Origin of the sequence: Streptomyces sp. NPDC055962 (assembly GCF_042270185.1) — a bacterium.
Classification (GTDB): Bacteria; Actinomycetota; Actinomycetes; order Streptomycetales; family Streptomycetaceae; genus Streptomyces.
In genome coordinates, this window is record NZ_JBHJYN010000001.1 from 578,587 (window position 1) to 601,849 (window position 23,263).

At 71.7% G+C, this 23,263-nt stretch carries 22 protein-coding genes and 2 tRNA genes; 8 read left to right on the plus strand and 16 right to left on the minus strand.

What is annotated here, in order from left to right:
- The coding region (locus ACFC51_RS02555) for a hypothetical protein (protein WP_376526640.1) at positions 1 to 236 on the minus strand (236 nt) is incomplete at its 3' end.
- 81 nt (positions 237 to 317) lie between these two features.
- Here ACFC51_RS02555 and ACFC51_RS02560 point away from each other — a divergent pair.
- A complete protein-coding gene (locus tag ACFC51_RS02560; RefSeq protein WP_376377137.1) occupies positions 318 to 1,292 on the plus strand; it encodes a GlxA family transcriptional regulator in 975 nt (324 codons plus the stop codon).
- A gap of 23 nt (positions 1,293 to 1,315) precedes the next feature.
- Here ACFC51_RS02560 and ACFC51_RS02565 read toward each other — a convergent pair whose 3' ends face one another.
- The 9 genes from ACFC51_RS02565 to ACFC51_RS02605 all read right to left on the minus strand — a co-directional run bounded on the left by ACFC51_RS02565 (position 1,316) and on the right by ACFC51_RS02605 (position 9,651).
- Positions 1,316 to 2,053 carry a D-Ala-D-Ala carboxypeptidase family metallohydrolase gene (locus ACFC51_RS02565; RefSeq protein ID WP_376377139.1) on the minus strand — a complete coding sequence of 246 codons (738 nt, stop codon included), beginning with the start codon at positions 2,051 to 2,053 and terminating at the stop codon, positions 1,316 to 1,318.
- A gap of 165 nt (positions 2,054 to 2,218) precedes the next feature.
- Complete coding sequence (gene def / locus ACFC51_RS02570; RefSeq protein ID WP_376377141.1) at positions 2,219 to 2,857, minus strand: peptide deformylase; 639 nt, start codon at positions 2,855 to 2,857, stop codon at positions 2,219 to 2,221.
- 79 nt (positions 2,858 to 2,936) lie between these two features.
- Positions 2,937 to 3,929, minus strand: a complete 993-nt coding sequence (locus ACFC51_RS02575; RefSeq protein WP_376377143.1) for a tetratricopeptide repeat protein — start codon at positions 3,927 to 3,929, stop codon at positions 2,937 to 2,939.
- Between the two features lie 90 nt (positions 3,930 to 4,019).
- On the minus strand, positions 4,020 to 5,267 hold the full coding sequence (locus ACFC51_RS02580; protein WP_376377145.1) for an HD-GYP domain-containing protein: 1,248 nt from the start codon (positions 5,265 to 5,267) through the stop codon (positions 4,020 to 4,022).
- Positions 5,264 to 6,655 carry an HD-GYP domain-containing protein gene (locus ACFC51_RS02585; RefSeq protein WP_376526642.1) on the minus strand — a complete coding sequence of 464 codons (1,392 nt, stop codon included), beginning with the start codon at positions 6,653 to 6,655 and terminating at the stop codon, positions 5,264 to 5,266. Before ACFC51_RS02585 ends, ACFC51_RS02580 begins: the two co-directional genes overlap by 4 nt.
- A gap of 236 nt (positions 6,656 to 6,891) precedes the next feature.
- Positions 6,892 to 7,209 carry a mycothiol system anti-sigma-R factor gene (gene rsrA, locus ACFC51_RS02590; protein WP_376377149.1) on the minus strand — a complete coding sequence of 106 codons (318 nt, stop codon included), beginning with the start codon at positions 7,207 to 7,209 and terminating at the stop codon, positions 6,892 to 6,894.
- Positions 7,206 to 7,862 carry a sigma-70 family RNA polymerase sigma factor gene (locus ACFC51_RS02595; RefSeq protein ID WP_030123667.1) on the minus strand — a complete coding sequence of 219 codons (657 nt, stop codon included), beginning with the start codon at positions 7,860 to 7,862 and terminating at the stop codon, positions 7,206 to 7,208. Before ACFC51_RS02595 ends, rsrA begins: the two co-directional genes overlap by 4 nt.
- 302 nt (positions 7,863 to 8,164) lie before the next feature.
- Positions 8,165 to 8,800, minus strand: coding sequence for an alpha/beta family hydrolase (locus ACFC51_RS02600; protein WP_376377180.1), 636 nt, complete (start codon positions 8,798 to 8,800; stop codon positions 8,165 to 8,167).
- 35 nt (positions 8,801 to 8,835) lie between these two features.
- Positions 8,836 to 9,651, minus strand: a complete 816-nt coding sequence (locus tag ACFC51_RS02605) for an SOS response-associated peptidase (RefSeq protein WP_376377151.1) — start codon at positions 9,649 to 9,651, stop codon at positions 8,836 to 8,838.
- A gap of 74 nt (positions 9,652 to 9,725) precedes the next feature.
- Between ACFC51_RS02605 and ACFC51_RS02610 the strand changes: the two genes are divergently transcribed.
- From ACFC51_RS02610 to ACFC51_RS02625, 4 genes are all read left to right on the plus strand, one after another.
- On the plus strand, positions 9,726 to 10,439 hold the full coding sequence (locus ACFC51_RS02610; protein WP_376526645.1) for a M50 family metallopeptidase: 714 nt from the start codon (positions 9,726 to 9,728) through the stop codon (positions 10,437 to 10,439).
- A gap of 103 nt (positions 10,440 to 10,542) precedes the next feature.
- Positions 10,543 to 11,922, plus strand: a complete 1,380-nt coding sequence (gene aroA, locus ACFC51_RS02615) for a 3-phosphoshikimate 1-carboxyvinyltransferase (RefSeq protein WP_376377155.1) — start codon at positions 10,543 to 10,545, stop codon at positions 11,920 to 11,922.
- A 4-nt stretch (positions 11,923 to 11,926) separates the two neighbouring features.
- Positions 11,927 to 12,943: a ribosome small subunit-dependent GTPase A gene (gene rsgA, locus ACFC51_RS02620; protein ID WP_376377157.1), complete on the plus strand. Its 1,017-nt coding sequence runs from the start codon at positions 11,927 to 11,929 to the stop codon at positions 12,941 to 12,943.
- 108 nt (positions 12,944 to 13,051) lie between these two features.
- A complete protein-coding gene (locus ACFC51_RS02625; RefSeq protein WP_104788939.1) occupies positions 13,052 to 13,375 on the plus strand; it encodes a multidrug efflux SMR transporter in 324 nt (107 codons plus the stop codon).
- On the opposite strand, the gene ACFC51_RS02630 is transcribed toward ACFC51_RS02625, so the two are convergent.
- Entirely contained in the window at positions 13,267 to 13,911 is a 645-nt protein-coding gene (locus tag ACFC51_RS02630; protein WP_376377159.1) for a TetR/AcrR family transcriptional regulator, read from the minus strand. The genes ACFC51_RS02625 and ACFC51_RS02630 overlap by 109 nt on opposite strands.
- A gap of 138 nt (positions 13,912 to 14,049) precedes the next feature.
- Between ACFC51_RS02630 and hisN the strand changes: the two genes are divergently transcribed.
- A complete protein-coding gene (hisN, locus tag ACFC51_RS02635) occupies positions 14,050 to 14,850 on the plus strand; it encodes a histidinol-phosphatase (RefSeq protein WP_329232664.1) in 801 nt (266 codons plus the stop codon).
- A 197-nt stretch (positions 14,851 to 15,047) separates the two neighbouring features.
- Entirely contained in the window at positions 15,048 to 15,449 is a 402-nt protein-coding gene (locus ACFC51_RS02640) for a cyclic nucleotide-binding/CBS domain-containing protein (RefSeq protein WP_376377161.1), read from the plus strand.
- Positions 15,450 to 15,540: 91 nt separating this feature from the next.
- Here ACFC51_RS02640 and ACFC51_RS02645 read toward each other — a convergent pair whose 3' ends face one another.
- Entirely contained in the window at positions 15,541 to 17,010 is a 1,470-nt protein-coding gene (locus tag ACFC51_RS02645; protein ID WP_376527051.1) for a catalase, read from the minus strand.
- A 158-nt stretch (positions 17,011 to 17,168) separates the two neighbouring features.
- Between ACFC51_RS02645 and ACFC51_RS02650 the strand changes: the two genes are divergently transcribed.
- Positions 17,169 to 17,588, plus strand: coding sequence for a Fur family transcriptional regulator (locus ACFC51_RS02650; protein ID WP_376377163.1), 420 nt, complete (start codon positions 17,169 to 17,171; stop codon positions 17,586 to 17,588).
- Between the two features lie 137 nt (positions 17,589 to 17,725).
- Here ACFC51_RS02650 and ACFC51_RS02655 read toward each other — a convergent pair.
- From ACFC51_RS02655 to ACFC51_RS02670, 4 genes are all read right to left on the minus strand, one after another.
- Positions 17,726 to 17,799 (minus strand) — tRNA-Met (locus ACFC51_RS02655).
- A 98-nt stretch (positions 17,800 to 17,897) separates the two neighbouring features.
- On the minus strand, positions 17,898 to 19,955 hold the full coding sequence (locus ACFC51_RS02660; protein ID WP_376526648.1) for a sel1 repeat family protein: 2,058 nt from the start codon (positions 19,953 to 19,955) through the stop codon (positions 17,898 to 17,900).
- Between the two features lie 212 nt (positions 19,956 to 20,167).
- Positions 20,168 to 20,241, minus strand: a tRNA-Met gene (locus tag ACFC51_RS02665).
- A gap of 42 nt (positions 20,242 to 20,283) precedes the next feature.
- On the minus strand, positions 20,284 to 23,208 hold the full coding sequence (locus tag ACFC51_RS02670) for a UPF0182 family protein (RefSeq protein ID WP_376377184.1): 2,925 nt from the start codon (positions 23,206 to 23,208) through the stop codon (positions 20,284 to 20,286).
- Positions 23,209 to 23,263: the final 55 nt, after the last annotated feature.

The following is a 23,263-nucleotide window of genomic DNA, read 5'->3' on the forward strand; positions in this document are numbered from 1 at the left end:
GTCCCCCTGTGGCTGTCGCCGCCCCGGCCCCGCGGACCCCCCCCCCGGGGGGGGCCCCCGGCGGCGGGCCCCGCCCCCGCGGCGCCGGTCGTTCCCGGGGGTGCGGCCTCCCGGTTCCGTTGCGCCTCCCGCAGTTCGCGGTCGATCCGGCGCTCCCGCGCGAACCCGAGGGCGGCGGGCAGCAGGACGAGGGCGAAAAGTGCGGCTATGGCCAGGTAGCTCAGGAATGTGTTCATGGCTCTACTGTCGTCCGCCCGCCCGGATTCCGGCAGTGGCAGGACTGTCACACACCATCGAATTGCTGCCACACTGGCGTCATGCTGAAAAATGTCGCCGTTCTGCTCCTCGACGAGGTCCACCCCTTCGAACTCGGTGTGCTGTGCGAGGTCTTCGGCCTCGACCGGTCCGAGGACGGCCTGCCGGTGCAGGACTTCGCAGTGGTCTCCGCCGAGGGACAGACGCTGCGGACCCACGCCGGATTCACGATCAGCACACCGCACGGCCTGGACCGCCTGGAGGAGGCCGACCTCGTCGCCGTCCCGGCCGGCGGGAGTTTCGCGGCCAGGGAGTACCCCGAGGAGGTCCTCGACGCCCTGCGGCGGACCGTGGCGCGCGGAGCACGGGTGCTGAGCGTCTGCTCCGGCGCCTTCGCGCTCGGCGCCGCCGGGCTCCTGGACGGCCGTCGCTGCACCACCCACTGGCGGCATGCCGACGAGCTGGCCCGGCGGTATCCGGAGGCCCGGGTGGAGCCCGACGTGCTGTACGTGGACGAGGGCCCGGTGATCACCTCGGCGGGGACGGCCGCGGGCATCGACGCGGCCCTGCACCTGGTCCGCCAGGCGCACGGCCCCGGGGTCGCCAACGCCATCGCCCGCCGCATGGTCGTCCCCCCGCACCGCGACGGCGGCCAGGCGCAGTACGTGAAGCGCCCGCTGCCGCGCACCCGGTGCGACACGGTCGGCGAGACCCTGGCCTGGATGGAGCACAACCTCGACCAGGAGCTGACCGTCGAGCAGCTGGCCGACCGCACCCACATGTCGCCCCGGACCTTCGCCCGCCGCTTCCAGCAGGAGACGGGGACCACGCCGTACCGCTGGCTGCTCCGGCAGCGCGTACTGCTGGCACAGCACCTGCTGGAGACCTCGGACGAGACCATGGACATGATCGCGGGGCGGACCGGCTTCGGGAACGCGGCCGCCCTGCGCCACCAGTTCGTACGGTCCCTGGGCACGACCCCGCACGCGTACCGGCGCACCTTCCGGGGGCCCTCCGACCTGACCGAGGTCGCCTGAGCGGAGAACCCCCGGGACCGGCGTCAGATGCCGCAGCCGGAGGCCGACCAGAAGTGGCTCGGTCCCTGGTTCACGTGGATGTGGTCGCTGTGGCCCGCGTACCCCGGGCCGAGGATGCCGTTGAAGCCGTGGTTGCGGGCCTGCTTGGCGATGGTGCAGAGCGAGTGCGGACCGGAACCGAGGTCGACGGCGTCGCCGTACAGATGACGGCTGTTCGTCGCCCCGCCGACCGCCGAGTTGCAGGAGGTGGAGCGGAAGCCGCTGGTGACTCGGATCGACTGGTCACCGAGCGCGTGCCGCAGCGCCTCCAGCTTCCACATGCTGCTCAGTGCGTTGGCCTTGGCCGTTCCCGCGGCGACGGCCCCGCCCGCCCAGGTGCTGTTGCACGTGTTGAGCTCGGGGTACGTGAAGTGGATCGGGGTGCAGTCGTCGTCCTGGAGCGCGTAGAGCTTGGACTGCGTGGCGGGCCCGGCGACGCCGTCCGCGGCGAGGCCGTACGCGGACTGGAAACGCTTGACCGCGGCCGTCGTGGCGGGGCCGTACGAGCCGTCGACGGCCAGCACCGAGTTGTACCCCGGGTAGCCCGACACCCGGATCTGGAGCTGGGTGACATCGTTGCCGGTGGCGCCCGGCGACAGCGTGCGTGTCCAGGTGTAACAGCCGTCGGCCTGCGCGGTGCCGGCCGTGACGACGGCGCCGCCGACAGCGAAAGCCATGGTCATGACAAGGCCGAGCAGTAGATGTGCGGTGCGTCTGATCAAGGGATTCTCCCTGCACGGTGAGGCGTGGTGGAGCGGTGTGAGGGTGAGCCTGTCGGACGGGTCGACGCGCGTCAACCACGCCCGGGAGAACACCGGCCGACGCCCCCGTGCCCCCTCGACACGCGAGAGGGCCCCGCTGCCGGCAGGGCCCCTCTCCGAAGGCGATCAGTCGTTCGGGACGACCTCGTAGCGCGGGGTGCCCTCCGCCATCTGCTTCAGCGCGTCCTTGCGGTCACGCTTCGACAGCCGGTCGATGTAGAGGTAGCCGTACAGGTGGTCCGTCTCGTGCTGGAGGCAGCGCGCGAAGTAACCGCTCCCCCGCACCTTCACCGCGTTGCCCCGGGCGTCCTGACCGCGCACGACCGCGTAGTCGGGACGCGCGAGCGCCGCGTACGCCGTGGGCACGGAGAGGCAGCCCTCGTTGGAGTCGTCGAGGTTGCGCTGCTCCGGCGCGAGGTCCTCCAGCACCGGGTTGCAGATGGCGCCGACGTGCCGTACGCCGTCGTCGTCCGGGCAGTCGTAGACGAAGACCTTGCGGTCCACACCGATCTGGTTGGCGGCCAGGCCCACGCCCTCCGCCGTCCGCTGACTGGCGAACATGTCGTCGATCAGCTGCGCGAGCTCGTCGTCGAACTCCGTGACGTCACTGCACTCCTTGTGCAGAACCGGGTTGCCGACCACCGTGATCGGGCGGGAGGTGCCGCGCTCGCGGTGCGCCGCCTCGCGCGCCTCGCAGTCCTCGGTGTCCACGAGGAATCCCTCGTCGTCCACACCGGCCTGCTGGTCCGTCTCCTGCTGCGACATGTCCGCCGTACGCCTTCCTGCAACCTGAACCCGTGAGTACCGCACCCGCATCGGTGCCCGTACAGCCTACGGGCACCGCTCAGCAGACTTCTTCCAGATCCCGCCACTCACGGCTGTCCGGGCTGTCCGCCACCCAGCCGTCCAGAAGCCCGCGCACCAGCCCGGCGGGGGCCGCTATGCCGCACTCCCGCTCCGGCACCCAGAGGTCGCCCGCGGTGCGGTGGCCGAGGGGCCCCGGGTGGCCCGGCTCGCTGTGGTCGTGCGGGTCCAGGTGCTCGCCGTCGCCCTCGTCGCTCTCCATCCGGCTCTCCGAACAGGCACGGCAGAGCAGTCGCACGGAGGACGACCAGTCCTCGGCGGCGAATCCGGCGTCGGAGGCGAGCCGCTCCAGCGCGTCCCGGTCGGCCTCGGTCGCGGCCTCCAGGAGCACCACCCAGGTGGGGACGGGAGAGGGCGCCCAGAGCTCGATCTCGTCGAAGACCGGGTAGGACGGCCCGGCGGCGGTGACCCGCTCACCGTTGGGCACTCCGTCGTGCAGGACGACCTCGCCCCAGCGCCGGCCGGACGACGGCAGCGGGATCGACAGCACCTCCATCCGTGCCGGATCCAGCCTGCGTCCCCAGACCACCTCGGCCTCGCCCTCGGGCGAGAGCCGCACGGCGGCGCTGCCCAGCTCCATGCCCGTGGGCTCGCTGTTCGCCGCCGCGTTGTGCTGACCGGTGCCCGGCACCTTCAGCCCGTACGCCTGCCAGGCCCGGCGCGCCAGCGGCCAGTCCTGGAGCGCGGTGGCCGCGATCCCGACGTTCCACCAGTCCGGGGCCCCGGACTCCCGGTCGAGCAGGGCGACGGCGCGCAGACCCGCGGCCCTCGCCTGTTCCCAGTCGTGCCGGAACTTGTGCAGCAGCGCCAGATTGAACCAGGACTCGGAGAGCCAGGGCTCCAGATCCGCCGCGCGCGTCAGCAGCGCCCCCGCGTCCTCGTACCGGCCGTCGCCGATCAGCGTGAACGCGCGGTCCGTGGCCTGCCGCCAAGAGGCGGACGGCCGATGCCGTACCTTCCCGAAGATCCTCACGATTCCCGCCTGTCCCGACTGGACACCCTCGTCTTCCGCTCTCTTCGCATCCAACCATGCCCGGCCGGACGCTCGCTCATTACCCATGGGTTACCCAGCCCCGGCCGGGGTCAGGCCGCCCCGCGCCAGGACTCTGGCCAGAGCCTCCACCACCTGCGGCTGGTAGTCGCGGCCGGTGCCGAGCCTGAGCTGCTCCAGCGCCCCCAGGGGCCCCTTGACGCCTTCCCCGCACAGGTCGTCGTACGCGTTCACCGCACGGACGATCCTGGCGGCGGTCTGCTGTTCCCGGTACGGATCGGCCTGCTGCTCCACCACCACCGCGACCGCCGGGTCCACGCCCGTCTGCCGGACGACCGCGCCGCCGAGCAGCGCGATCCGGCGCTGCTCGGCGGCCGGGAGGACCGCGGTCGCCCCGTCGGCGACCGGGTCGACGAGCGAGAGCTGGCCGATGTCGTGCATCAGCGCCGCGTACTCCAGCACGGTCAGCTCGGGGCCTGCGAGCCCCAGCTCCCGCCCGACGGCCGTGGAGAGATCGGCCACCCTGCGGGCATGGCCGTGCGGGGTGTACCCCGCGATCTCCGTGGACCTGGCCAGCGACGCGATGGTCTGCCGGTAGGTCGTGCGCACGGCGGCGTACCGGCGGAACGACACCTGGGTGAGCAGCAGCGGTACGCACAGGACGGGCAGCGCCCAGAGCCCCGCGACGGCCACCCCGAGCGCCATGACGGCACCAGTCGCGCAGACCGCCGAGCCGATGCCGCTGAGGGCCCGGAGCTCGTCGCGCAGCTGCGGCCCGTACGGACGGGAGGTGCCCGCCGTGAGGGCCGCGAGGACGGCGTCGCACAGGGCGGTGAGGGCCAGCAGCAGGAGCAGGAAGAGAGCGAAGTACGGCCCCTCTCCGAACCAGCGCTCCGACCGGCCCGTGTGGTGGAGCGGCTGGAAGCACAGGGCGGCGAAGGCCACGGCCAGGACGCGGCGGGCCGCCTGGTCGGGCCCGGGGCCGCTGCCCCGCGCCACGTGCGGCACGGAGGCCAGCAGCTGGGCCGCGACGACGACGGTGACCACCTGGAGGACACCGTGCGCCGTGTCCTGGCCGGCGCTGCGCCCGAGCAGGGCGTACGCGAGCGCTCCTGCGGCCCCCAGCGGCGCGGGCTCGCGCTCCTCGGGCAGGGCGCCCCAGCGGGCCAGCTCGCCGACGGCGACGAGGACCCCGAAGGCGAGCGCGTGCCCCGGCTCGACGACGCCGTTCCACAGGGTGTGCCCGAGCGCGACGAGCGCGAGGACCAACGCGGAACCGCGGACCGCGAGGACCGGGGGCGACCGGTGGGCCGGCGTCACCGGTGGCGTCCCGGCCGGCGGTCCGGGGACCCGCTGGCGGGCGGCCGTGCCCCCGCCCGCGGGCTCGGCAGCCCGGCCGGCTCCTCCTCCGAGGTGACCGTGTTGGCCGCTGCGGACCAGCCGTGGCGGTCCAGGGCGCGGGCCAGCGCCCGCACCATGCGCGGGTCGAACTGGCTCCCGGCACAGCGCTCCAGCTCCTCCACCGCCGCGGGGACGGGCCGTCCCCGCCGGTAGGAGCGCGTCGAGGTCATCGCGTCGAAGGCGTCCGCGACGGCGACGACCCGGGCGAACTCGGGGATCGTGTCCCCGGAGAGGCCGTACGGATAGCCGCTGCCGTCGAGCCGCTCGTGGTGGTGCAGGATCGCGGCGCGGGCCTCGTCCAGGAAGCCGATGCCGCGGACGATCTCGTGGCCGTACTCGGGGTGCAGTTCGATCACGCGGCGTTCCTCGGGGGTCAGCGGCCCGTCCTTGCGCAGGACCCGTGTCGGGACCCCGAGCTTTCCGACGTCGTGCAGGATCCCGGCGAAGCGGAGCGCCTCGATCCGGTCCTCCTCCATGCCGAGTTCACGGGCGATCAGCTCGGAGGCGCGTCCCACACGCTCGCTGTGCCCCCGGGTGTAGCCGTCCTTGATGTCGACCGCCTGGACGAGTGCCCGGATCGTGGCGCGGTGGGCGGCGTGCCTGCGGTGGTACTGCGCGAACACCCAGCAGGAGATGTACATGGGCAGCAGGACCACCAACGCCGACAGCGGCCCGTAGGAGCTGCGCCACAGGACCGCCATCATCAGCCCCGCGAGCGCGTGCACCAGATGCGGCCCCACCGAGCGCGCCGGCAGCCCGCGCCAGGCGTGCCTGACGGCCACGCGCTCGGCGGTGACGAGGATGCAGCCGTCCAGCACGGCCGTCACGAGGCTGAAGACGAGCGCCGTGGCGCAGGCCGGGAGGAGGGCGTACGGAAGACGGGGCACGCCCCCGTCCGACGGGCCCCCGAGCGTGGCGGGGCCGCCCAGGAGCGCGTACGCCCATGAGGCGGCCCCGACGGTCAGCGCCGGCCGTGCGGCCCGCCAGAGACGGCGGGCCGTCGCGGGCGGCTGCTCCACCCGTCCCACGAGCGCGCCGGGTACGGCGACGAGAACGGCGGCGGACGGCGGCAGCAGGAACGCGGCGGCCAGCAGCAGGGGGAAGAAGGATCCCGCGCCGACCGGCACGGAACTGCCGAAGAACCGGCAGCGCCCGGGGAGTTCACAGACGAGATGGAGCACGGCCAGGAGGCCGAGCGTGCCCCACGGGGTGGCGGCCCCCGGGGACAGTGCGGGGAGCGCGCAGAGCACGGCGCAGACCACCGTGCACAGGATGAGGACGCGCGCCGCCCCTGGTGTGCCCCTCACCCGTACCGCCCGCCCCCAGCCTGGTCGATGGAGGCGCCAGGCTAGCCAGCTGGGGGTCGCACAGGGCCCGAACGGGCCGGATTAGCACATTCGGGTGACACGACCGGGAGGGATGGGGCGGCGGCACGACAGGGAGCTCGACGCCCGGCGCACGGCCGGGCGTCAACGTCCGGTGTACGGCGGGGCGTCAACGTCCGGGCGTCAACGCCCGGTGTACGGCCGGTCGGGCGCCGCCGTCACTCGGCGGTGGCCGGACGGTCGGCGCCGCCCAAGGCCACGTCCTGCTCGGGCACGGACTGCCCCGAACGGATCAGGTCGATCCGTCCCATCACCTTCGAGCGCAGGTCGGCGGGGACGTCGTCCTGGCCGCAGCAGCGCTTGACCAGCTTCTTCACGGCCTGCTCGAGGCCGTACTTCTCGAGGCACGGGGAGCACTCCTCGAAGTGCACCTCGAACTTGGTGCAGTCGCCCTCGGGCATCTCATGGTCGAGGAACTCGTAGAGATGGTCGAGAACCTCTGAGCAGTCCGTCTCGTGCGGCTCTCCGCAGCTCATGAGGCCGAGCCTTTCGTTTCGTCCGACTCACCGGCTCCGGCCGGGACGAGCCCGCGCTCACGCGCGTAGTCCTCCAGCATGCCGCGCAGCTGACGGCGTCCCCGGTGCAGCCGCGACATCACCGTACCGATGGGTGTCCCCATGATGTCCGCGATCTCCTTGTAGGCAAAGCCCTCTACATCGGCGAGATACACGGCGATGCGGAACTCTTCGGGGATCGACTGCAGCGCGGACTTCACATCGGAGTCCGGCAGGTGGTCGAGCGCCTGGGACTCCGCCGAGCGCAGGCCCGTCGACATGTGCGACTCCGCACGTGCCAGCTGCCAGTCCTCGATCTCCTCGGCGGCGCTCCGCTGGGGTTCGCGCTGCTTCTTGCGGTACGAGTTGATGAAGGTGTTGGTGAGGATGCGGTACATCCACGCCTTGAGATTCGTACCCTCACGGAACTGGTGGAAGGAGCCGTACGCCTTGGCGTACGTCTCCTGGACCAGGTCCTCGGCGTCCGCAGGGTTGCGCGTCATGCGCAGTGCGGCCGAGTACATCTGGTCGAGATACCCGAGGGCGTCCCGCTCGAAGCGCGCGTTGCGCTCGGCAGTCGTCTCCTGCGCACGGCCGTCGTCGGTCCCTGTGTCGGTCCCAGTGACCGGACCCACCTCCTCCAACGATGTCGCGGGGCCGAAACCGGACCCGCTCGCATCGGAGAATAGTCGACCTTGCTTCTGTACGGGCTGTCGATCGGCTCCGCCCGGGGCGCGCGCCGGAGTGCTCTTTGCCGCGTGGAGCACCGTCCACTCCAGCTCTGCGGCGTTCGAGCGGCTCGGGCAGATGGTCGAACCCATGCGACGGACTCCCTCTCCACGTACGACGTTGTTGTACCGACACCAGCCACAACAGACGCCCCGCACGGCGCATTCCCGGGGCAGGCCGGCCCGCCGTGGACTGAAGGACCCAGAGGTCAGGCGAGCCCGTCCAGCCAGTCGGCGACCGCCCCGGCGAGGGCGTCCATGGCCTGATCCTGGGTCAGCGGCGCCTTCTTCGGTACGGCGAATCCATGATCGGCGTACGCCACCTCGACGAGCCCGTGGTCCCCCGGCGGGAACTCCTCAGGACGACCGAACGGGTCGCGGCCGCCCTGCACCACGAGGGTGGGGAGGCCCGCACCGAGCAGCTCGTCCGCGCGCGACTTCTCCGGCTTCCCCGGCGGGTGCAGGGGGAAGCTCAGGGCGAGCACGGCACGGGCGCCCAGCTCCGCCGCCGTACGGCAGGCCACCCGGGCCCCCGCGCTGCGCCCGCCGGCCACGACGGGCGGACCCGGCGCCGTCAGCGCCGGCCAGAGCCCGCGCCAGCCGGTGTCCAGGGTCCGGGGCGCCGGTGCGAGTTTCTTGCCGGCCACCCGCCACGGCTGCTCCACCAGGGCCACGGTCACCCCGCGGACCGGCAGCACCGCGGCGAGGGCCTGGAGGTCCCTCGCCTCGATCCCGCCCCCGGCACCGTGGCCGACGGCCAGCACCAGGCGGGGCGCCTTCGCGCGGAACCAGGTGATCCTGGCCTCTCCCGCGTCGGTGGCGACGTTCTCCGTCTTCTGCGTCATCCCTGTCGTACGGCTCACAGCACCATCCTGCCGGGTCAGAAGAGTGTGCCCACCTCCGGCGCGGCGAGCTCCTCCAGGAGTTCCGGGCCGTTGTTGCGCACGTTGCTGACGGCGGTGGCCACCGGGTACGCCCGCATCAGCCCGCCGGGCGGCGGCTCCAGGAGCGCCTTCAGCTCCCCGATGTCCGTGCGCGACGGGTCGAGCCAGTCGTCCCAGCGGTCCGGGGTCAGCATCAGCGGCATCCGGGGGTGGATGTCGGACAGCGAGGAGGGCCCCTCGGCGGGGGCCACGGCGAGGGGGGCCGTCTCCGCCTCGGTGGTGATCACCGAGCAGGTGACCCACCAGGCCTGCGGATGGTCGTCGGGGAGGGTCCGGTCGCGCCAGAACTCGTACAGGCCGGCCATGGCGAAGACGGAGCCGTCGGCGGGGGTCACGAAGTACGGCTGCTTGCGCGGGCGCTTCTTCCGCCCCTTCTCCTCCAGCTGCCGCTCGTCGGCACCGGTGACCCACTCGTAGTAGCCGTCGGCGGGGAGGATGCAGCGCCGCGACACGAAGGGGCGGCGGAAGGACGGCTTCTCGTGGACCGTCTCGGCGCGGGCGTTGATCATCCGGGCGCCGCCCTCCGGCGACTTCGACCAGGACGGCACGAGCCCCCACTTCAGGGCGCGCATCTGGCGAACCGGCCGTTGGTCGTCCGCGTCCTTCACAGGACGGTCCAGGACCGCGTAGACCTCCTTGGTGGGCGCGACGTTCCAGTCGGGCTCCAAGGTCTCCGTCGGTTCCCACTTCTCCACGCCGAAGAGCCCGGTCAGATCCTCCGGCCGCCGGCTCGCTGCATACCGTCCGCACATAAGTGCCAGACTGCCACGACCCGCCACCCGAGTGGACGCCGATCCCTCGAGCACTCCAAGGAGCCGCCCTCGCCATGGACACCACCGAACTGGGCGATCTGTGGGATCGCGTCTTCGGGACCCAGCCCGCCCCCGAGCAGTGGCTGGTGGTCGTCACGGCCACGGCGGCGCTCGTCGCGGTGGTCCCGAACCTCATATGGCGGCTCTCACGCAACGCGATCACCATCGCGCACGAGGGCGGCCACGGGCTGGTCGCCCTGCTCACCGGACGGCAGCTCTCCGGGATCCGGCTGCACTCGGACACCAGCGGCCTGACCGTCAGCCGCGGCAAGCCCACCGGCATCGGCATGATCCTCACGGCGGCGGCCGGCTACACGGCACCCCCGCTGCTCGGCCTCGGCGGCGCCTGGCTGCTGACCAACGGCCGGATCACCCTGCTGCTGTGGCTGGCGACCGCGCTCCTGGCCGTGATGCTGGTGATGATCCGCAACCTGTACGGAGCGCTCACCGTCATCCTCACGGGTACGACCTTCCTGCTGGTGTCCTGGCTGACCTCGGCCGACGTCCAGTCGGCGTTCGCGTACACGGTGGTCTGGTTCCTGCTGCTGGGCGGCGTGCGCCCGGCGTTCGAGCTGCAGTCCAAGCGCAGGTACGGCGGTGCCCCCGACTCCGACGCCGACCAGCTCGCCCGGCTGACGCACGCGCCGGCCGGGATCTGGCTCTTCCTCTTCCACGCGGTCTCGCTCTGCTCGCTGATCGGCGGGGGACGCTGGCTTCTCGGGCTCTGAGGGTGCGGGGTGGGAGCTCGCCCTTACCACCCTTGTATTACGCCCCGATTTCATCCTTTTTGTTCAGGATCTGGGTTTGCGCTGAGCCACTAAAGTGAGGGGCATGACCGAAAGTTCCGTGCACCCCGCCCTCTGGCCCGCCCCCCTTGCGACAGGGGCCGTCGACGCGACCGTCACCGTGCCCGGATCGAAGTCGGTCACCAACCGCGCTCTCGTCCTCGCCTCGCTCTCCTCCGAGCCCGGGTGGCTGCGCCGCCCGCTCCGCAGCCGCGACACCCTGCTGATGGCGCAGGCGCTCCGCGCGATGGGCGTCGGCATCGAGGAGGGCGTCGGCCCGGACGGCTCGGGCGAGGCCTGGCGCGTCATCCCCGCCGGCCTGCACGGCCCCGCCCGGGTGGACGTCGGCAACGCGGGCACCGTGATGCGCTTCCTGCCGCCCGTCGCCTGCCTCGCGGACGGACCCGTCCACTTCGACGGGGACCCCCGTTCCTACGAGCGGCCGCTGCACGGCGTGATCGGCGCCCTGAAGTCCCTGGGAGCCCGGATCGACGACGACGGCCGGGGGACGCTGCCCCTGACGGTGCACGGCGCGGGGGCGCTGGACGGCGGCCCGGTCTCCATCGACGCCTCCTCCTCGTCCCAGTTCGTCTCGGCGCTGCTGCTGTCGGCCCCCCGGTTCAACCAGGGCGTGGAGGTGCGGCACACCGGCTCCGCCCTCCCGTCCATGCCCCACATCCGGATGACCGTCGACATGCTGCGCGCCGTCGGCGCCCAGGTCGACGAGCCGGAGTCGGGCGGCGAGCCCGATGTCTGGCGGGTCTCCCCCTCCGCCCTGCTGGGCCGCGACCTGACCGTCGAGCCCGACCTCTCCAACGCCCAGCCGTTCCTGGCCGCGGCCCTGGTGACCGGGGGCCGCGTCACCGTCCCGGACTGGCCGCTGAGGACCACCCAGCCGGGTGACGCGCTGCGCGAGATCTTCACCGCAATGGGTGGCGCCTGCGAGCTGACCGAACGCGGTCTCACCTTCACCGGCTCGGGCACGGTCCACGGCATCGACGTCGACCTGAGCGAGGTCGGTGAGCTGACACCGGGCATCGCGGCCCTGGCCGCCCTCGCCGACTCCCCGTCCACCCTGAGCGGTGTCGCCCATCTGCGGCTGCACGAGACGGACCGGCTGGCGGCGCTCACCAAGGAGATCAACGGTCTCGGCGGCGACGTCACGGAGACCGCCGACGGCCTGCGCATCAACCCCCGCCCCCTGCACGCGGGCACCTTCCACACGTACGACGACCACCGGATGGCGACCGCGGGCGCGATCATCGGCCTGGCCGTCGCCGGGGTGGAGATCGAGAACGTCGCCACGACGGCGAAGACCCTTCCGGACTTCCCGGAGATGTGGACCGGCATGCTCGGGGAACCCTCCGGCGCCGTCGGCGTCTCGCCCGGGGCGCTCGGTGCCGCGCCGGCGAGGCGCGGGGTCTGAGGACATGCGCCGCTACGGGAAGAACCCCGACGAGGACGACATCCGCGTCCGCCCCAACCCCAAGGGCAACCGGCCCCGTACACACACCCGCCCCAAGCACGAGGACGCCGAGGACGGCATGGTCCTCACCGTCGACCGGGGCAGGCTGACCTGCCTGGTCGAGGACCGCACGGTGGTGGCCATGAAGGCCCGCGAGCTCGGCCGCAAGGCCGCCGTGGTGGGCGACCGGGTCTCTCTGGTGGGTGATCTCTCCGGCGCCAAGGACACCCTGGCGCGCATCGTGCGCATCGGGGCGCGCACGTCGGTGCTCCGCCGCACGGCGGACGACGACGACCCGTTCGAGCGAGTGGTCGTCGCCAACGCCGACCAGCTGGCCATCGTCACGGCGCTCGCCGACCCGGAGCCGCGCCCCCGCATGATCGACCGCTGCCTGGTGGCGGCGTACGACGGCGGGCTCAGCCCGCTCCTTGTGCTGACCAAGTCCGACCTCGCCTCGGCCGACAAGCTCCTGGAGGCGTACACCCCGCTGGGTGTCCCCTACATCGTGACCAGCCGCGAGGAACTGGAGAACGGCGACGCCGCCGACCGCGTCCGCGAACTGCTGAACGACCGGGTGACCGCGTTCGTCGGGCACTCCGGGGTCGGCAAGACGACCCTGGTCAACGCCCTGGTCCCGAAGGACCGGCGGCGTACGACCGGGGTGGTCAACGCCGTCACGGGCCGCGGCCGGCACACCACCACCTCGGCGCTCGCGCTGCCGCTGCCCGACGGCCGCGGCTGGGTGGTCGACACCCCGGGCGTGCGGTCGTTCGGACTGCACCACGTCGACCCCTCGCGCGTCATCAACGCCTTCCCCGATCTCCAGCCGGGCACGGAGAACTGCCCGCGCGGCTGCACCCATGACGGCCAGGAGCCGGAGTGCGCCCTGGACGCGTGGGTCGCGGAGGGCCATGCCGATCCGGCGCGGCTCGACTCGCTGCGCAGGCTGCTCTCGACCCGGGAGCGGCGCGAGGGCGACTGAGGCCGACGCCGGGCCGTACTGCGCGCGCGTTCACGGGTGGCGCCTGCCGGTAGGGGCATAATCGCGTCGAGCGGGACGAAGCGTCACCTACGTGGGAGGCACCTGACAATGGCGTGGTTGCTGGTCGTGGTCGCCGGACTGCTCGAGACCGGCTTCGCCGTGTGTCTGAAGCTCTCGCACGGATTCACCCGTCTCTGGCCGACGATCGCGTTCTGCGCGTTCGCCCTCGGCAGCTTCGGACTCCTCACGCTGGCCCTCAAGAAGCTCGACGTCGGGCCCGCCTACGCCGTGTGGACGGGCATCGGGGCGGCGGGGACGGCGATCTACGGGATGGTCTTCCTCGACGACGTGGTCTCCGCCCTCAAGCTGGTGTCGATCTCCCTGGTGATCATCGGCGTGATCGGTCTGCAGCTGTCCGGTTCGGCGCACTGACCCGCGGCGTCCGCCGGGACGAGCGCGTACGAGAGGGCGAGCCGCAGCGCGATCTCGCAGGCCAGTTCCAGCTCCCCGGGCGGGCGCGGCGCCGGGCCGCGCTCCAGCTCGGCGACGGCCCGGTCCCGGACGAGCGCGAGCAGCTCGGTGGGCGTGGGAAGCGCCTTGCCGGCCCTGGGCCCTGCGGCGGGAAGGGCCGCCGGGGCGGGGAGGCGGTCACCCCAGACACCGGTGAGCAGCGCCTTGACGAGCACGTCGGCGCGGGCCGCCGCGACCGTCCAGCGGGCCAGCTCGGCCGGCCCCCGCCCCTCGGTCCGGTGAGCGCCGAGCGTCGCCTCCACGCCGGCCAGGTACCTGTCCGCCGCGCGCCGGACCAGTGCGCGGGCGAGGCCGCTCTTGCTGCCGAACTCGTTGTAGAGGGTCTGCCGGGAGACTCCGGCCGCCGCCGCCACGTCGACCATGCGCACGGCCGTCCAGGGCAGCGTGGAGAGCGCCGAGTGCGCGGAGTCCAGCAGTGCTTCTCGCGCTGAGGGCATCGTCGCCTCCCACGCCGGGGACCTGGGACTCAGAGTTGAGGCGCGCCGGAGCGCTGTCAAGGGTCCGCGTACGGCGGGAGGCCCGCCCCCGCACGGGCCCGTGTAGCCCGGGCGGGTGGCTGTGGATACTGTGACGGCATGCCCGATTACCACGATGATCTGCGCCTGGCCCATGTCCTGGCGGACGCCGCCGACGCGGCGACGATGGACCGGTTCAAGGCTCTGGACCTCAAGGTCGAGACCAAGCCGGACATGACTCCGGTGAGCGAGGCCGACAAACACGCGGAGGAGCTGATCCGCGGTCACCTGCACCGGGCACGCCCGCGCGACGCGATCCTGGGCGAGGAGTACGGGATCGAGGGCACGGGTCCGCGGCGCTGGGTCGTCGACCCGATCGACGGCACCAAGAACTACGTGCGCGGCGTCCCCGTCTGGGCGACGCTGATCTCGCTGATGGAGGCGGGCGAGGACGGCTTCCAGCCGGTGGTCGGCGTGGTGTCGGCCCCCGCGCTGAACCGCCGCTGGTGGGCGGCGAAGGGCGCCGGCGCCTTCTCGGGGCGCAGCCTGACGTCCGCGACCCGGCTGCACGTGTCGAAGGTCGAGCGGATCGCCGACTCCTCGTTCGCGTACGCCTCGATGACCGGCTGGGAGGAGCAGGGCCGGCTCGACGGCTTCATGGACCTGACCCGGGCCTGCTGGCGCACCCGGGGTTACGGGGACTTCTGGCCCTACATGATGGTCGCCGAGGGGTCGGTGGACATCTGCGCCGAGCCGGAGCTCTCGCTGTGGGACATGGCGGCGAACGCGATCATCGTCCAGGAGGCGGGCGGGCGGTTCACCAGCCTCGACGGCGTCTCCGGCCCGGGCGGCGGCAACGCCGCTGCGTCCAACGGGCTGCTCCACCACGAGCTGCTCGGCTATCTCAACCAGCGTTACTGACGTCGCCGGCCGGGGCCGGGCGCAACCCCCGGCCCCGGCCTCGGCCCGTCCGGGCGGCTGCGTCGGCCGCGTGCCGTGCCCGCCCCCTTGTCGTGTCCGGTCCTGGGTGCCACTCTGAGAGTCCCCCCACTTGTGAACTTGTGAATCGCCTCACGAAGGCGTTCCGCAGGTCACTCCTCAAGGAGGTGGCTACCCTCATGCTTGTCCGTGACGCCATGAGCACCCTGGTCCTCACCATCGGCCCGGCCCACACGCTCCGCCAGGCGGCCCGGCTGATGTCGGCCCGACGCGTCGGCGCAGCAGTCGTCCACGACCCGGACACCTGCGGTCTCGGCATCCTCACCGAACGCGACATCCTCGACGCCCTCGCCGCCGGCCTGGATCCCGACGTGGAGACCGCCTCCACCCACACCACGACCGACGTGGTCTTCGCCTCCCCCGCCTGGACCCTCGAGGAGGCGGCGGAGGCCATGACGCACGGCGGCTTCCGGCATCTGATCGTGCTGGACGGGGACGGACCGGTCGGCATCGTCTCGGTGCGCGACATCATCAGGTGCTGGGTCCCGTCCAGGAGGCGGGCCGCGAGCATGGCGCTCTGAGGGGCGGCCCGCCCTCGGCCCTCACACGCCTGCGGGCCGGACCCCCTGGCATCCGGGGAATCCGGCCCGCGGCCGACGGCAGGCGTCCGTCCTAGCCGCGCAGGGCCTGGACCGCGGCGTCCAGCCGCTTGCCGAAGTCTCCGTCGGCCTGACGGAAGTTGCCGATCGCGCGCTCGGCGATGCCGTCGCGCGAGACCTTGGCGATGAACCCGGCGAGATTGCCGATCAGCCGCGCCTTCTCGTCCTCGGACAGCAGCCGGTAGAGGTTGCCGGCCTGCACGAAGTCGTCGTCCTCCGCGTGCGAGGGCGCCTCGTGGGTACCCGTGCCGCCGGTGACGGGGACGGGCTGCCACAGCGGCCGGTCCGTCTGCGCCGGGCCGCCGAAGCTGTTCGGCTCGTAGTTCTTCGCACCCTTGTGACGGCCGTCGTACAGGTGGCCGTCCCGGCTGTTGGTGCGCGCCTCGGTGGCGTGCGGGCGGTTCACCGGCAGGTGGTCGGCGTTGATGCCGACGCGGTAGCGGTGGGCGTCGCCGTACGCGAAGAGACGGCCCTGGAGCATCTTGTCCGGGGACGGGCCGATGCCGGGGACGAAGTGCGCCGGGCTGAAGATCGACTGCTCCACCTCGGCGAAGACGTTCTCGGGGTTCCGGTTGAGCTCGAGCTTCCCGATCTCGACCGGCGGGTAGTCCTCGTGGGGCCACACCTTGGTCAGGTCGAAAGGGTTGAAGCGGTACGTCGCCGCCTCGGCCGCCGGCATCACCTGGACCTGCACGGTCCACGTCGGGAAGTCGCCCCGCTCGATGGACTCGCGCAGGTCGCGCTGGTGGCTGTCCGGATCCACGCCGGAGAGGCGGACGGCCTCCTCGGTCGTGAGGTTCTTGATCCCCTGGTCGGTCTTGAAGTGGTACTTGACCCAGAAGACCTCGCCGGCCTCGTTGTTCCACTGGTAGGTGTGCGAGCCGTAGCCGTTCATGTGACGGTACGAGGCCGGGATGCCCCGGTCCCCGAACAGCCAGGTCACCTGGTGGGTGGACTCGGGCGACAGTCCCCAGAAGTCCCAGACGTTGTCCGCCTCCTGGGAGCCGGTGTACGGGTCGCGCTTCTGGGTGTGGATGAAGTCGGGGAACTTGATGGCGTCCTTGATGAAGAACACCGGGGTGTTGTTGCCGACGAGGTCGTAGTTGCCCTCCTCGGTGTAGAACTTCAGCGCCCAGCCGCGGGGGTCCCGGGCCGCGTCGGCGGAACCGAGGTTGCCCGCAACGGTGGAGAAGCGCAGGAAGGTCTCGGTCTGCTTCCCGACCTCCGAGAGGAAGTCCGCCCGCGTCCACCGCGAGACGTCCCGGGTCAGCGTGAAGGTGCCGTACGCGCCGGCGCCGCGGGCGTGCACGACGCGCTCCGGGATGCGCTCGCGGTTGAAGTGGGCCAGCTTCTCGAGGAGCGCCTGGTCCTGGACGAGAACCGGTCCACCCGGGCCGGCGGTCTCACTGTTCTGGTTGTCGGCCACCGGAGCGCCGGCCTCCGTGGTGAGCGGTCCCTGAGTCACGCGCGCCTCCTGCGTCATCTCCCGCGCGGCGCCGTTCCCCGCGCGGTCCCATCTCGGCCGCAGCCTGTCCTTGGCCAATTCGGGACCGATCCTACATTGGACAATGTCCAAGTCAAATGATGATCTAAAGTCACACCTACTCGGGACTCGGCCGATCCACTGTTAGGCTGGGCCCCATGAGTGACCTCCTGGAACGACTTCGTGGACGCGGCTGGCGCATGACGGCCCAGCGGCGCGTGGTGGCAGAGGTTCTCGAGGGGGACCATGTGCACCTGACGGCGGACGAGGTCCACGCGAGGGCCGTCGAGCGGCTCCCCGAGATCTCACGCGCCACCGTGTACAACACGCTGGGCGAGATGGTGTCCCTCGGAGAGGTCATCGAGGTCTCCACCGACCGCCGGGCGAAGCGGTACGACCCCAACGCCCACCGTCCCCATCACCACCTGGTGTGCGGGCGCTGCGGGGCAATCCGGGACGTGCACCCGTCGGGCAACCCCCTGGCGGACCTGCCCGCCGACGAGCGCTTCGGCTTCACCGTCTCGGACGTCGAGGTGACCTACCGGGGCATCTGCCCGAACTGCGCCGCCACGGCCTGAGGGCTTCCGCCCCGCGCCCACCCCGCCGGACACCTCGCCAGGGATACGTGCCCAGGGGTACTTGCATCGGGCGCCCTTTGCGAGGGCACACGACAGAGGCCCGGATCCTTGGAAGGATCCGGGCCTCTGTCTTTCAGTAGCGGGGACAGGATTTGAACCTGCGACCTCTGGGTTATGAGCCCAGCGAGCTACCGAGCTGCTCCACCCCGCGTCGTTGTGAGTGCAACACTACGGCACCCCCACCGGCCGGAGCAAATCACTTACCCGGACACCCGTACGCACGGCAGGCGGCCGACCTCGGAGACACCCTCATGCGGTGAGCTCCTGGTGCAGCGCCTCGAGCAGCCGCGCGGCGCGCTCGGCCACCTCCGCCGGACCCAGCTCGACCGCCCGGGCACACCAGCGCTGCCCCTCGGTGAGCTCGCCCCGCCGGGCCGCGAGCAGCGCGAGACGCAGGGCCGCCCGGCCGTGGCCGTCGTTGGCCGCCCGGCTCCACCAGAGGGCCGCCTCGCGCTCGCTGCCCTCACGGGCGAGCAGCAGGCCGAGGTTGAAGGCCCCGTTGCGGCTGCCGGACTCCGCGGCCTCGCGGTACCAGCGGGCGGCGCTCGCCATGTCACCGCGCGCGGCCGCGAGCATCCCTGCCCTGACCTGGGCGCGGCGGTGGCCCTGCTCGGCCGCCCTCTCGTACCACTCCTCGCACTCGGTCTTCTCCGGCATCGGCTCCCCCAGCGCGGGCGGCCCGGGGGCCGGCTGGCGCAGGTCGAGGACACCGGCCAGCCGGAAGGCCGCCTCGGCACTGCCGCCGCCCGCGGCGCACCTCAGGTGGCGTTCGGCCGCCTGCTCCTCGCCGTCCCTCAGCAGGGCCATGCCGACCTGGAGCGCGGCATCGGTGTGCCCGGCCGCCGCCGCCCGCTGGTACCAGCCGAGCGCCGTGCGGTCCTCGTCCCGCCCGGCGTGCAGGATGCCGAGGTTGAAGGCCGCGTCCACGCTGCCCGCTTCGGCCGCCTTGGAGAACCAGGGCTCGGCGCCCGTCGCGTCTCCCGCCTGGAGCAGCAGCACGGCCAGGGCGTTCGCCGCCTCGCGGTGCCCTGCGTAGGCGGCACGGCGGTACCACTGCTCGGCCTGGGGGATACGGTCCTGGGCGGCGCAGAGCAGGCCGAGGTTGTACGCCCCGTTGACGTCGCCGGCGTCCATCGCGGCCCGGTACCAGCGCTCGGCCGTCTGCTGCTCGCCCCGGGCGGCGTGCAGTGCGCCGAGAGCGTTGGCGGCGTTGCCGTCGCCGTCCTGGGCGGCACGGAGCCACCAGACGGCGGCGCTCTCCTCGTCACCGGCGTCACGCAGCAGGAAGCCGAGGGCGCAGGCCGCCCGGGCCTCGCCGTCCTTGGCCGCGGTGAGGTACCAGCGGCCGGCCTCCTTCAGCTCTCCGCGCTGTTCGAGGATCGCGCCGAGGTGCAGCGCGGCACGGCGGTGACCGCGCGCGGCGGCCTGGCGGTACCACTGCTCGGCCTCGCCGACCCGGCCGGAGTCCGGGCCCGCGACGGGGCTGTCCCGCTTCGCCGGCGCACCGGTGTCGAAGACCCGCCGGCCCTCGCCCACGACCCGGCCCAGGCCGAAGGCGTCGTGGGCGTCACCGACCGCGTTGCGCTCGATCGTCCGCGCGAGCCGGTACGCCGCCTCCCGGTGCCCCTGTTCCGCCGCAGCGCGCAGCCAGCGCTCGGCGCCCGCGTCGCCGCGGTGCTCCAGCAGGTCGGCCAGGGCGTACGCGCCCAGCGCGTGGCCCTGCTCGGCGGACTGGCGCAGCCAGTACTCGGCGCCGGGCTCGTCCCCGCGCTCCCTGAAGTGGCGCCCGAGGGCGTGCGCGGCGGCGGCGGAGCCGGCGACGGCGGCGATACGCCACCACCCCGCCGCCTCGTCCGCGTATCCCCTCTGGTGGAGGAGGACGCCGAGGTTGTTCGCCGCGGCACGGTCGCCTTCAGCCGTCGCGGCGCGCAGGTGTGTCTCGGCGCCGTCCAGGTCCCCGCGGCGCAGCAGGAGGGCGCCCAGGACGCTCATCGACGCCGTGTCGCCGGCCTCCGCTCCACGCCGGTGGCGCGCCTCGGTCTCGTCGGCGTGATCCGTGGTGTCCGTGGTGTCGGCACTCTCGGCGGCGTCCGTCCCTGTGGCAGTGCCGGCGCTCTCGACGGCGTCGGTCGCGTCGATGGCGTCCGCGGTGACGACTGCGGCCTCGCGAGCGGCGTCGGCGGTGTCAGCGGTCGCGGCCAGGGCAGCGGCGAATGCCGCATCTGCCTCGTTTTCCGTCGTCCGGCCGCGTCGCTGCACAAACCGCCCTGTCTCCAACAGAGTTGCCCTGTCCCCCATAAATACCATCGTCCCACCACCCGCAACCCGCGTACACCTGGAATACCGCAGCCAGTGAGGTCACTTCAGCGTTTTGTCGACATGCCCACAGAGAGACAAGTGAAACACGGTTGGTCTCAACTGGTGCCCCGCGAACCGCACTTCACTCCGACAAGTTGAGAAAACGACTCACGACATGACGAAGGCCCGGATCCCAAAGGATCCGGGCCTTCACCTTTCAGTAGCGGGGACAGGATTTGAACCTGCGACCTCTGGGTTATGAGCCCAGCGAGCTACCGAGCTGCTCCACCCCGCGTCGTTGTGTTCAAACCGTACCACGACGCGGGGTGGACCCTTCTCAGCTGCCCTGGTCGTCGCCCGAGGGCTTCTCGGCGCCGTCGCTCCCCGAGGAGGACCCGGCCTTCGGCTGAGCCGCCGCGGCCCGCTCCAGGGCCTTCTGCAGGGCGGCCTGGGCCTTGCCGTAGGCCTCCCAGTCCTGCTCCTTGAGAGCCGTCTCGCCGTCCGTGTACGCCTTCTGGGCGTCCGCGATGGCCTTCTTCAGAGCGGCCTCCCCGGTGGCCGGCGGCTCCGTGGTGTCACCCGGTGGCTCGGTCGGCTCCGTCGGTGGTGTGGTCGTGTCGGACCCCTCGACCCCGAAGACCGCGTTGAGCGCCTCCCCGAGACTGTTCTCGAAGACGATCTTCGACCCGTAAGAGGCGGCCACCTTGCGCAGCAGCGGGTAGTTCTGCGTACCACCGCGCGTGTAGACCGGCTCGATGTAGAGGAAGCCTCCGTCGAGCGGCACCGTCAGCAGGTTGCCGTACTCGATGTCCGAGTCGGTGCCCTTGAGGTTTCTCACGAACTCGGCGACGTCGTCGTTGCCGTTGAGCTCACTCTGCACCTGGCCGGGGCCCTTTACGGTGGTGGTGACTCTCAGCAGTCTTATCGTGCCGTAGTCCTTGCCGGCCGCGTCCGCGTCCACCGCCATGAACGCCCCGAGGTTGGGCCGCCCTCTCGGTGTGAACGTCGTGGTCAGGGAGAACTTCTGCGTGTCCTGGCCCGGCATCTTCATGCTCAGGTAGTACGGCGGGACGGCCCCGGGTTCCTTGTTGGTGGGGTCGTCCGGCACCTGCCAGGCGTCACTGCCGCTGTAGAACTGCGCGGGATCCTCGACGTGGTAGCGCGTGAGCAGCTCCCGCTGGACCTTGAACAGGTCCTGCGGGTACCGCAGGTGGTCCATCAGCTCCTGCGGGATGTCGCCCCGCGACTTCACGGTCCCCGGGAAGGCCTTGCGCCACGTCTTGAGCACCGGGTCCTTGGTGTCCCACTCGTAGAGCGTGACCTTGCCCGTGTAGGCGTCGACCGTGGCCTTCACCGAGTTGCGGATGTAGTTGACCTGGTTCTGCTGGGCGACGACTGCGCGCTGGTTGGTGGTCAGCGAGTCGGCCGTGGTGTCACCGAGCGTCGTACGCGAGGCGTACGGGTAGCCGTTGGTCGTGGTGTAGGCGTCGACCACCCACTGGATGCGCTTGCCGACGACCGCCGGATAGGCGTCGCCGTCGATGGTCAGCCAGGGGGCGACCGCCTCGACGCGCTCCTTGGGTGTCCGGTTGTACAGGATGCGCGATCCCTCGCCGATGGCCCCGGAGTACAGGATCTGCGGCTCACTCATGGAGACCGCGTAGGCGGCGCGGTTGAAGGCGTTGGAGAGACTGACCCCGCTGTCGCCCTTGTAGCTGGTGGTCTTCTCGCCGTCCTCCTCGTAGTCGAGCTCCTTCTGGGGCCCGCCGACGATGGAGTACTGCTCGGTCTTCTCGCCGTAGTAGATCCGCTGCTCGTACTCCCCCAGCTCGCCGGTGGTCGGCAGACCCGACTCCGTGAAGTCCGGGGAGCCCGAGGGGTTGGTGCCCGTCGTGGTGCCCCGGGCCGCGATGGCTCCGTAGCCGTGGGTGTACGTGAAGTGGTCGTTGATCCAGTTCCGCTTGGGGAGGCCGTCCAGGTTGAGCTCGCGCAGACCGATGACGGTGTCCTGCTCCTTGCCGTCCTCGCCCTTGTATCGGTCGACGTCCAGCGTCTTGGGGAACTGGTAGTAGTTCCTCCTCTGCTGGAGCTGCTGGAAGGCCGGGGAGACGACGTTCGGGTCCATCACCCGGTAGCTCGCGGCGTCGCCGGCGGCGGCACGCAGCTTGGCCTCGTCCGTCGTCGTGCTCTTGCCGGAGTAGTCGTCCACCTGCGCGTCGTCGATGTCGTAGGCATCACGCGTCGCGTCGATGTTCTTCCGGATGAACGGCGCTTCCTTGGCCTGCTCGTTCGGCTGGACCTGGAACTTCTGCACGATCGCCGGGTAGAGACCGCCGATCAGGATCGCCGACAGGACCATCAGTCCGAAGCCGATCACCGGCAGCTGCCAGGTGCGCCGCCACAGGGTCGCGAAGAAGAGCACGGCACAGATCACGGCGATGCAGAACAGGATCGTCTTCGCCGGCAGATAGGCGTTGGCGTCGACGTACCGCAGGCCGGTCCAGTTGTCCGTGGCCTTGAAGTCACTGGACTTCACGGCCAGGCCGTACCGGTCGAGCCAGTACGCCACGGCCTTCAGCGCGACGAAGATGCCGAGCAGCACGGAGAGGTGGCCGGTGGCCGCACCCGTGGCCCGCGCGCCGGGGCTCGTGACCCGCAGCCCGCCGTAGAGGTAGTGGGTCAGTGCGGCCGCGATGAGCGACAGCACCACGGCGGCGAAGCCGAACCCGAGCAGGAAGCGGTACCACGGCAGGTCGAAGGCGTAGAAGGAGACGTCCAGCTTGAACTGGGGGTCCTTCTGCCCGAACGACACGCCGTTGACATACATCAGCCAGGTGCGCCACTGGCCCGACGCGGAGGCGCCGGCGATCAGCCCGACGAGGGCGGTGACCGCGAGCAGCACCCACTTCTTGTACGGGGCGACGCTCATCCGGTAGCGGTCCAGGCTCTGCTGTTCCAGCGACATCGCGCTCAGCGGCGGCCGGAGCCGGTGCGCGAGCCAGACGTTCACACCGATGGCGACGGCCATCAGCAGTCCGAAGACGAGGAACAGCCCGATCTTGGTCCACAGGGTGGTGGTGAAGACGGATGAAAACGCGACCGACCTGTACCAGAGCCAGTCCGTCCAGAACCCGGCGAACATGACGAAGGCCATGGCGAGAACCGCCAGGACGCCCAATGTCATGAGCAGGGTACGGACGCGCCGGGACGGGCGGCCGACTCTGATCCGTGGCCCGGTCGGGCCTCCGCCGCGGTCCGGCATCTGGAAAGCCAACGTGCGCACCTCGAAGTTCGCGGTCGTGTGAAGCAGGCCCAGC

Coding starts and splice junctions, on each gene's coding strand:
- ACFC51_RS02560 (WP_376377137.1), top strand. CDS start 318: ATGCTGAAAAATGTCGCCGTTCTGCTCCTCGACGAGGTCCACCCCTTC.
- def (WP_376377141.1), bottom strand. CDS start 2,857: ATGTCGCAGCAGGAGACGGACCAGCAGGCCGGTGTGGACGACGAGGGA.
- rsrA (WP_376377149.1), bottom strand. CDS start 7,209: ATGAGCTGCGGAGAGCCGCACGAGACGGACTGCTCAGAGGTTCTCGAC.
- ACFC51_RS02600 (WP_376377180.1), bottom strand. CDS start 8,800: ATGACGCAGAAGACGGAGAACGTCGCCACCGACGCGGGAGAGGCCAGG.
- ACFC51_RS02605 (WP_376377151.1), bottom strand. CDS start 9,651: ATGTGCGGACGGTATGCAGCGAGCCGGCGGCCGGAGGATCTGACCGGG.
- ACFC51_RS02610 (WP_376526645.1), top strand. CDS start 9,726: ATGGACACCACCGAACTGGGCGATCTGTGGGATCGCGTCTTCGGGACC.
- aroA (WP_376377155.1), top strand. CDS start 10,543: ATGACCGAAAGTTCCGTGCACCCCGCCCTCTGGCCCGCCCCCCTTGCG.
- rsgA (WP_376377157.1), top strand. CDS start 11,927: ATGCGCCGCTACGGGAAGAACCCCGACGAGGACGACATCCGCGTCCGC.
- ACFC51_RS02625 (WP_104788939.1), top strand. CDS start 13,052: ATGGCGTGGTTGCTGGTCGTGGTCGCCGGACTGCTCGAGACCGGCTTC.
- ACFC51_RS02630 (WP_376377159.1), bottom strand. CDS start 13,911: ATGCCCTCAGCGCGAGAAGCACTGCTGGACTCCGCGCACTCGGCGCTC.
- hisN (WP_329232664.1), top strand. CDS start 14,050: ATGCCCGATTACCACGATGATCTGCGCCTGGCCCATGTCCTGGCGGAC.
- ACFC51_RS02640 (WP_376377161.1), top strand. CDS start 15,048: ATGCTTGTCCGTGACGCCATGAGCACCCTGGTCCTCACCATCGGCCCG.
- ACFC51_RS02645 (WP_376527051.1), bottom strand. CDS start 17,010: ATGACGCAGGAGGCGCGCGTGACTCAGGGACCGCTCACCACGGAGGCC.
- ACFC51_RS02650 (WP_376377163.1), top strand. CDS start 17,169: ATGAGTGACCTCCTGGAACGACTTCGTGGACGCGGCTGGCGCATGACG.
- ACFC51_RS02660 (WP_376526648.1), bottom strand. CDS start 19,955: ATGGTATTTATGGGGGACAGGGCAACTCTGTTGGAGACAGGGCGGTTT.
- ACFC51_RS02670 (WP_376377184.1), bottom strand. CDS start 23,208: ATGCCGGACCGCGGCGGAGGCCCGACCGGGCCACGGATCAGAGTCGGC.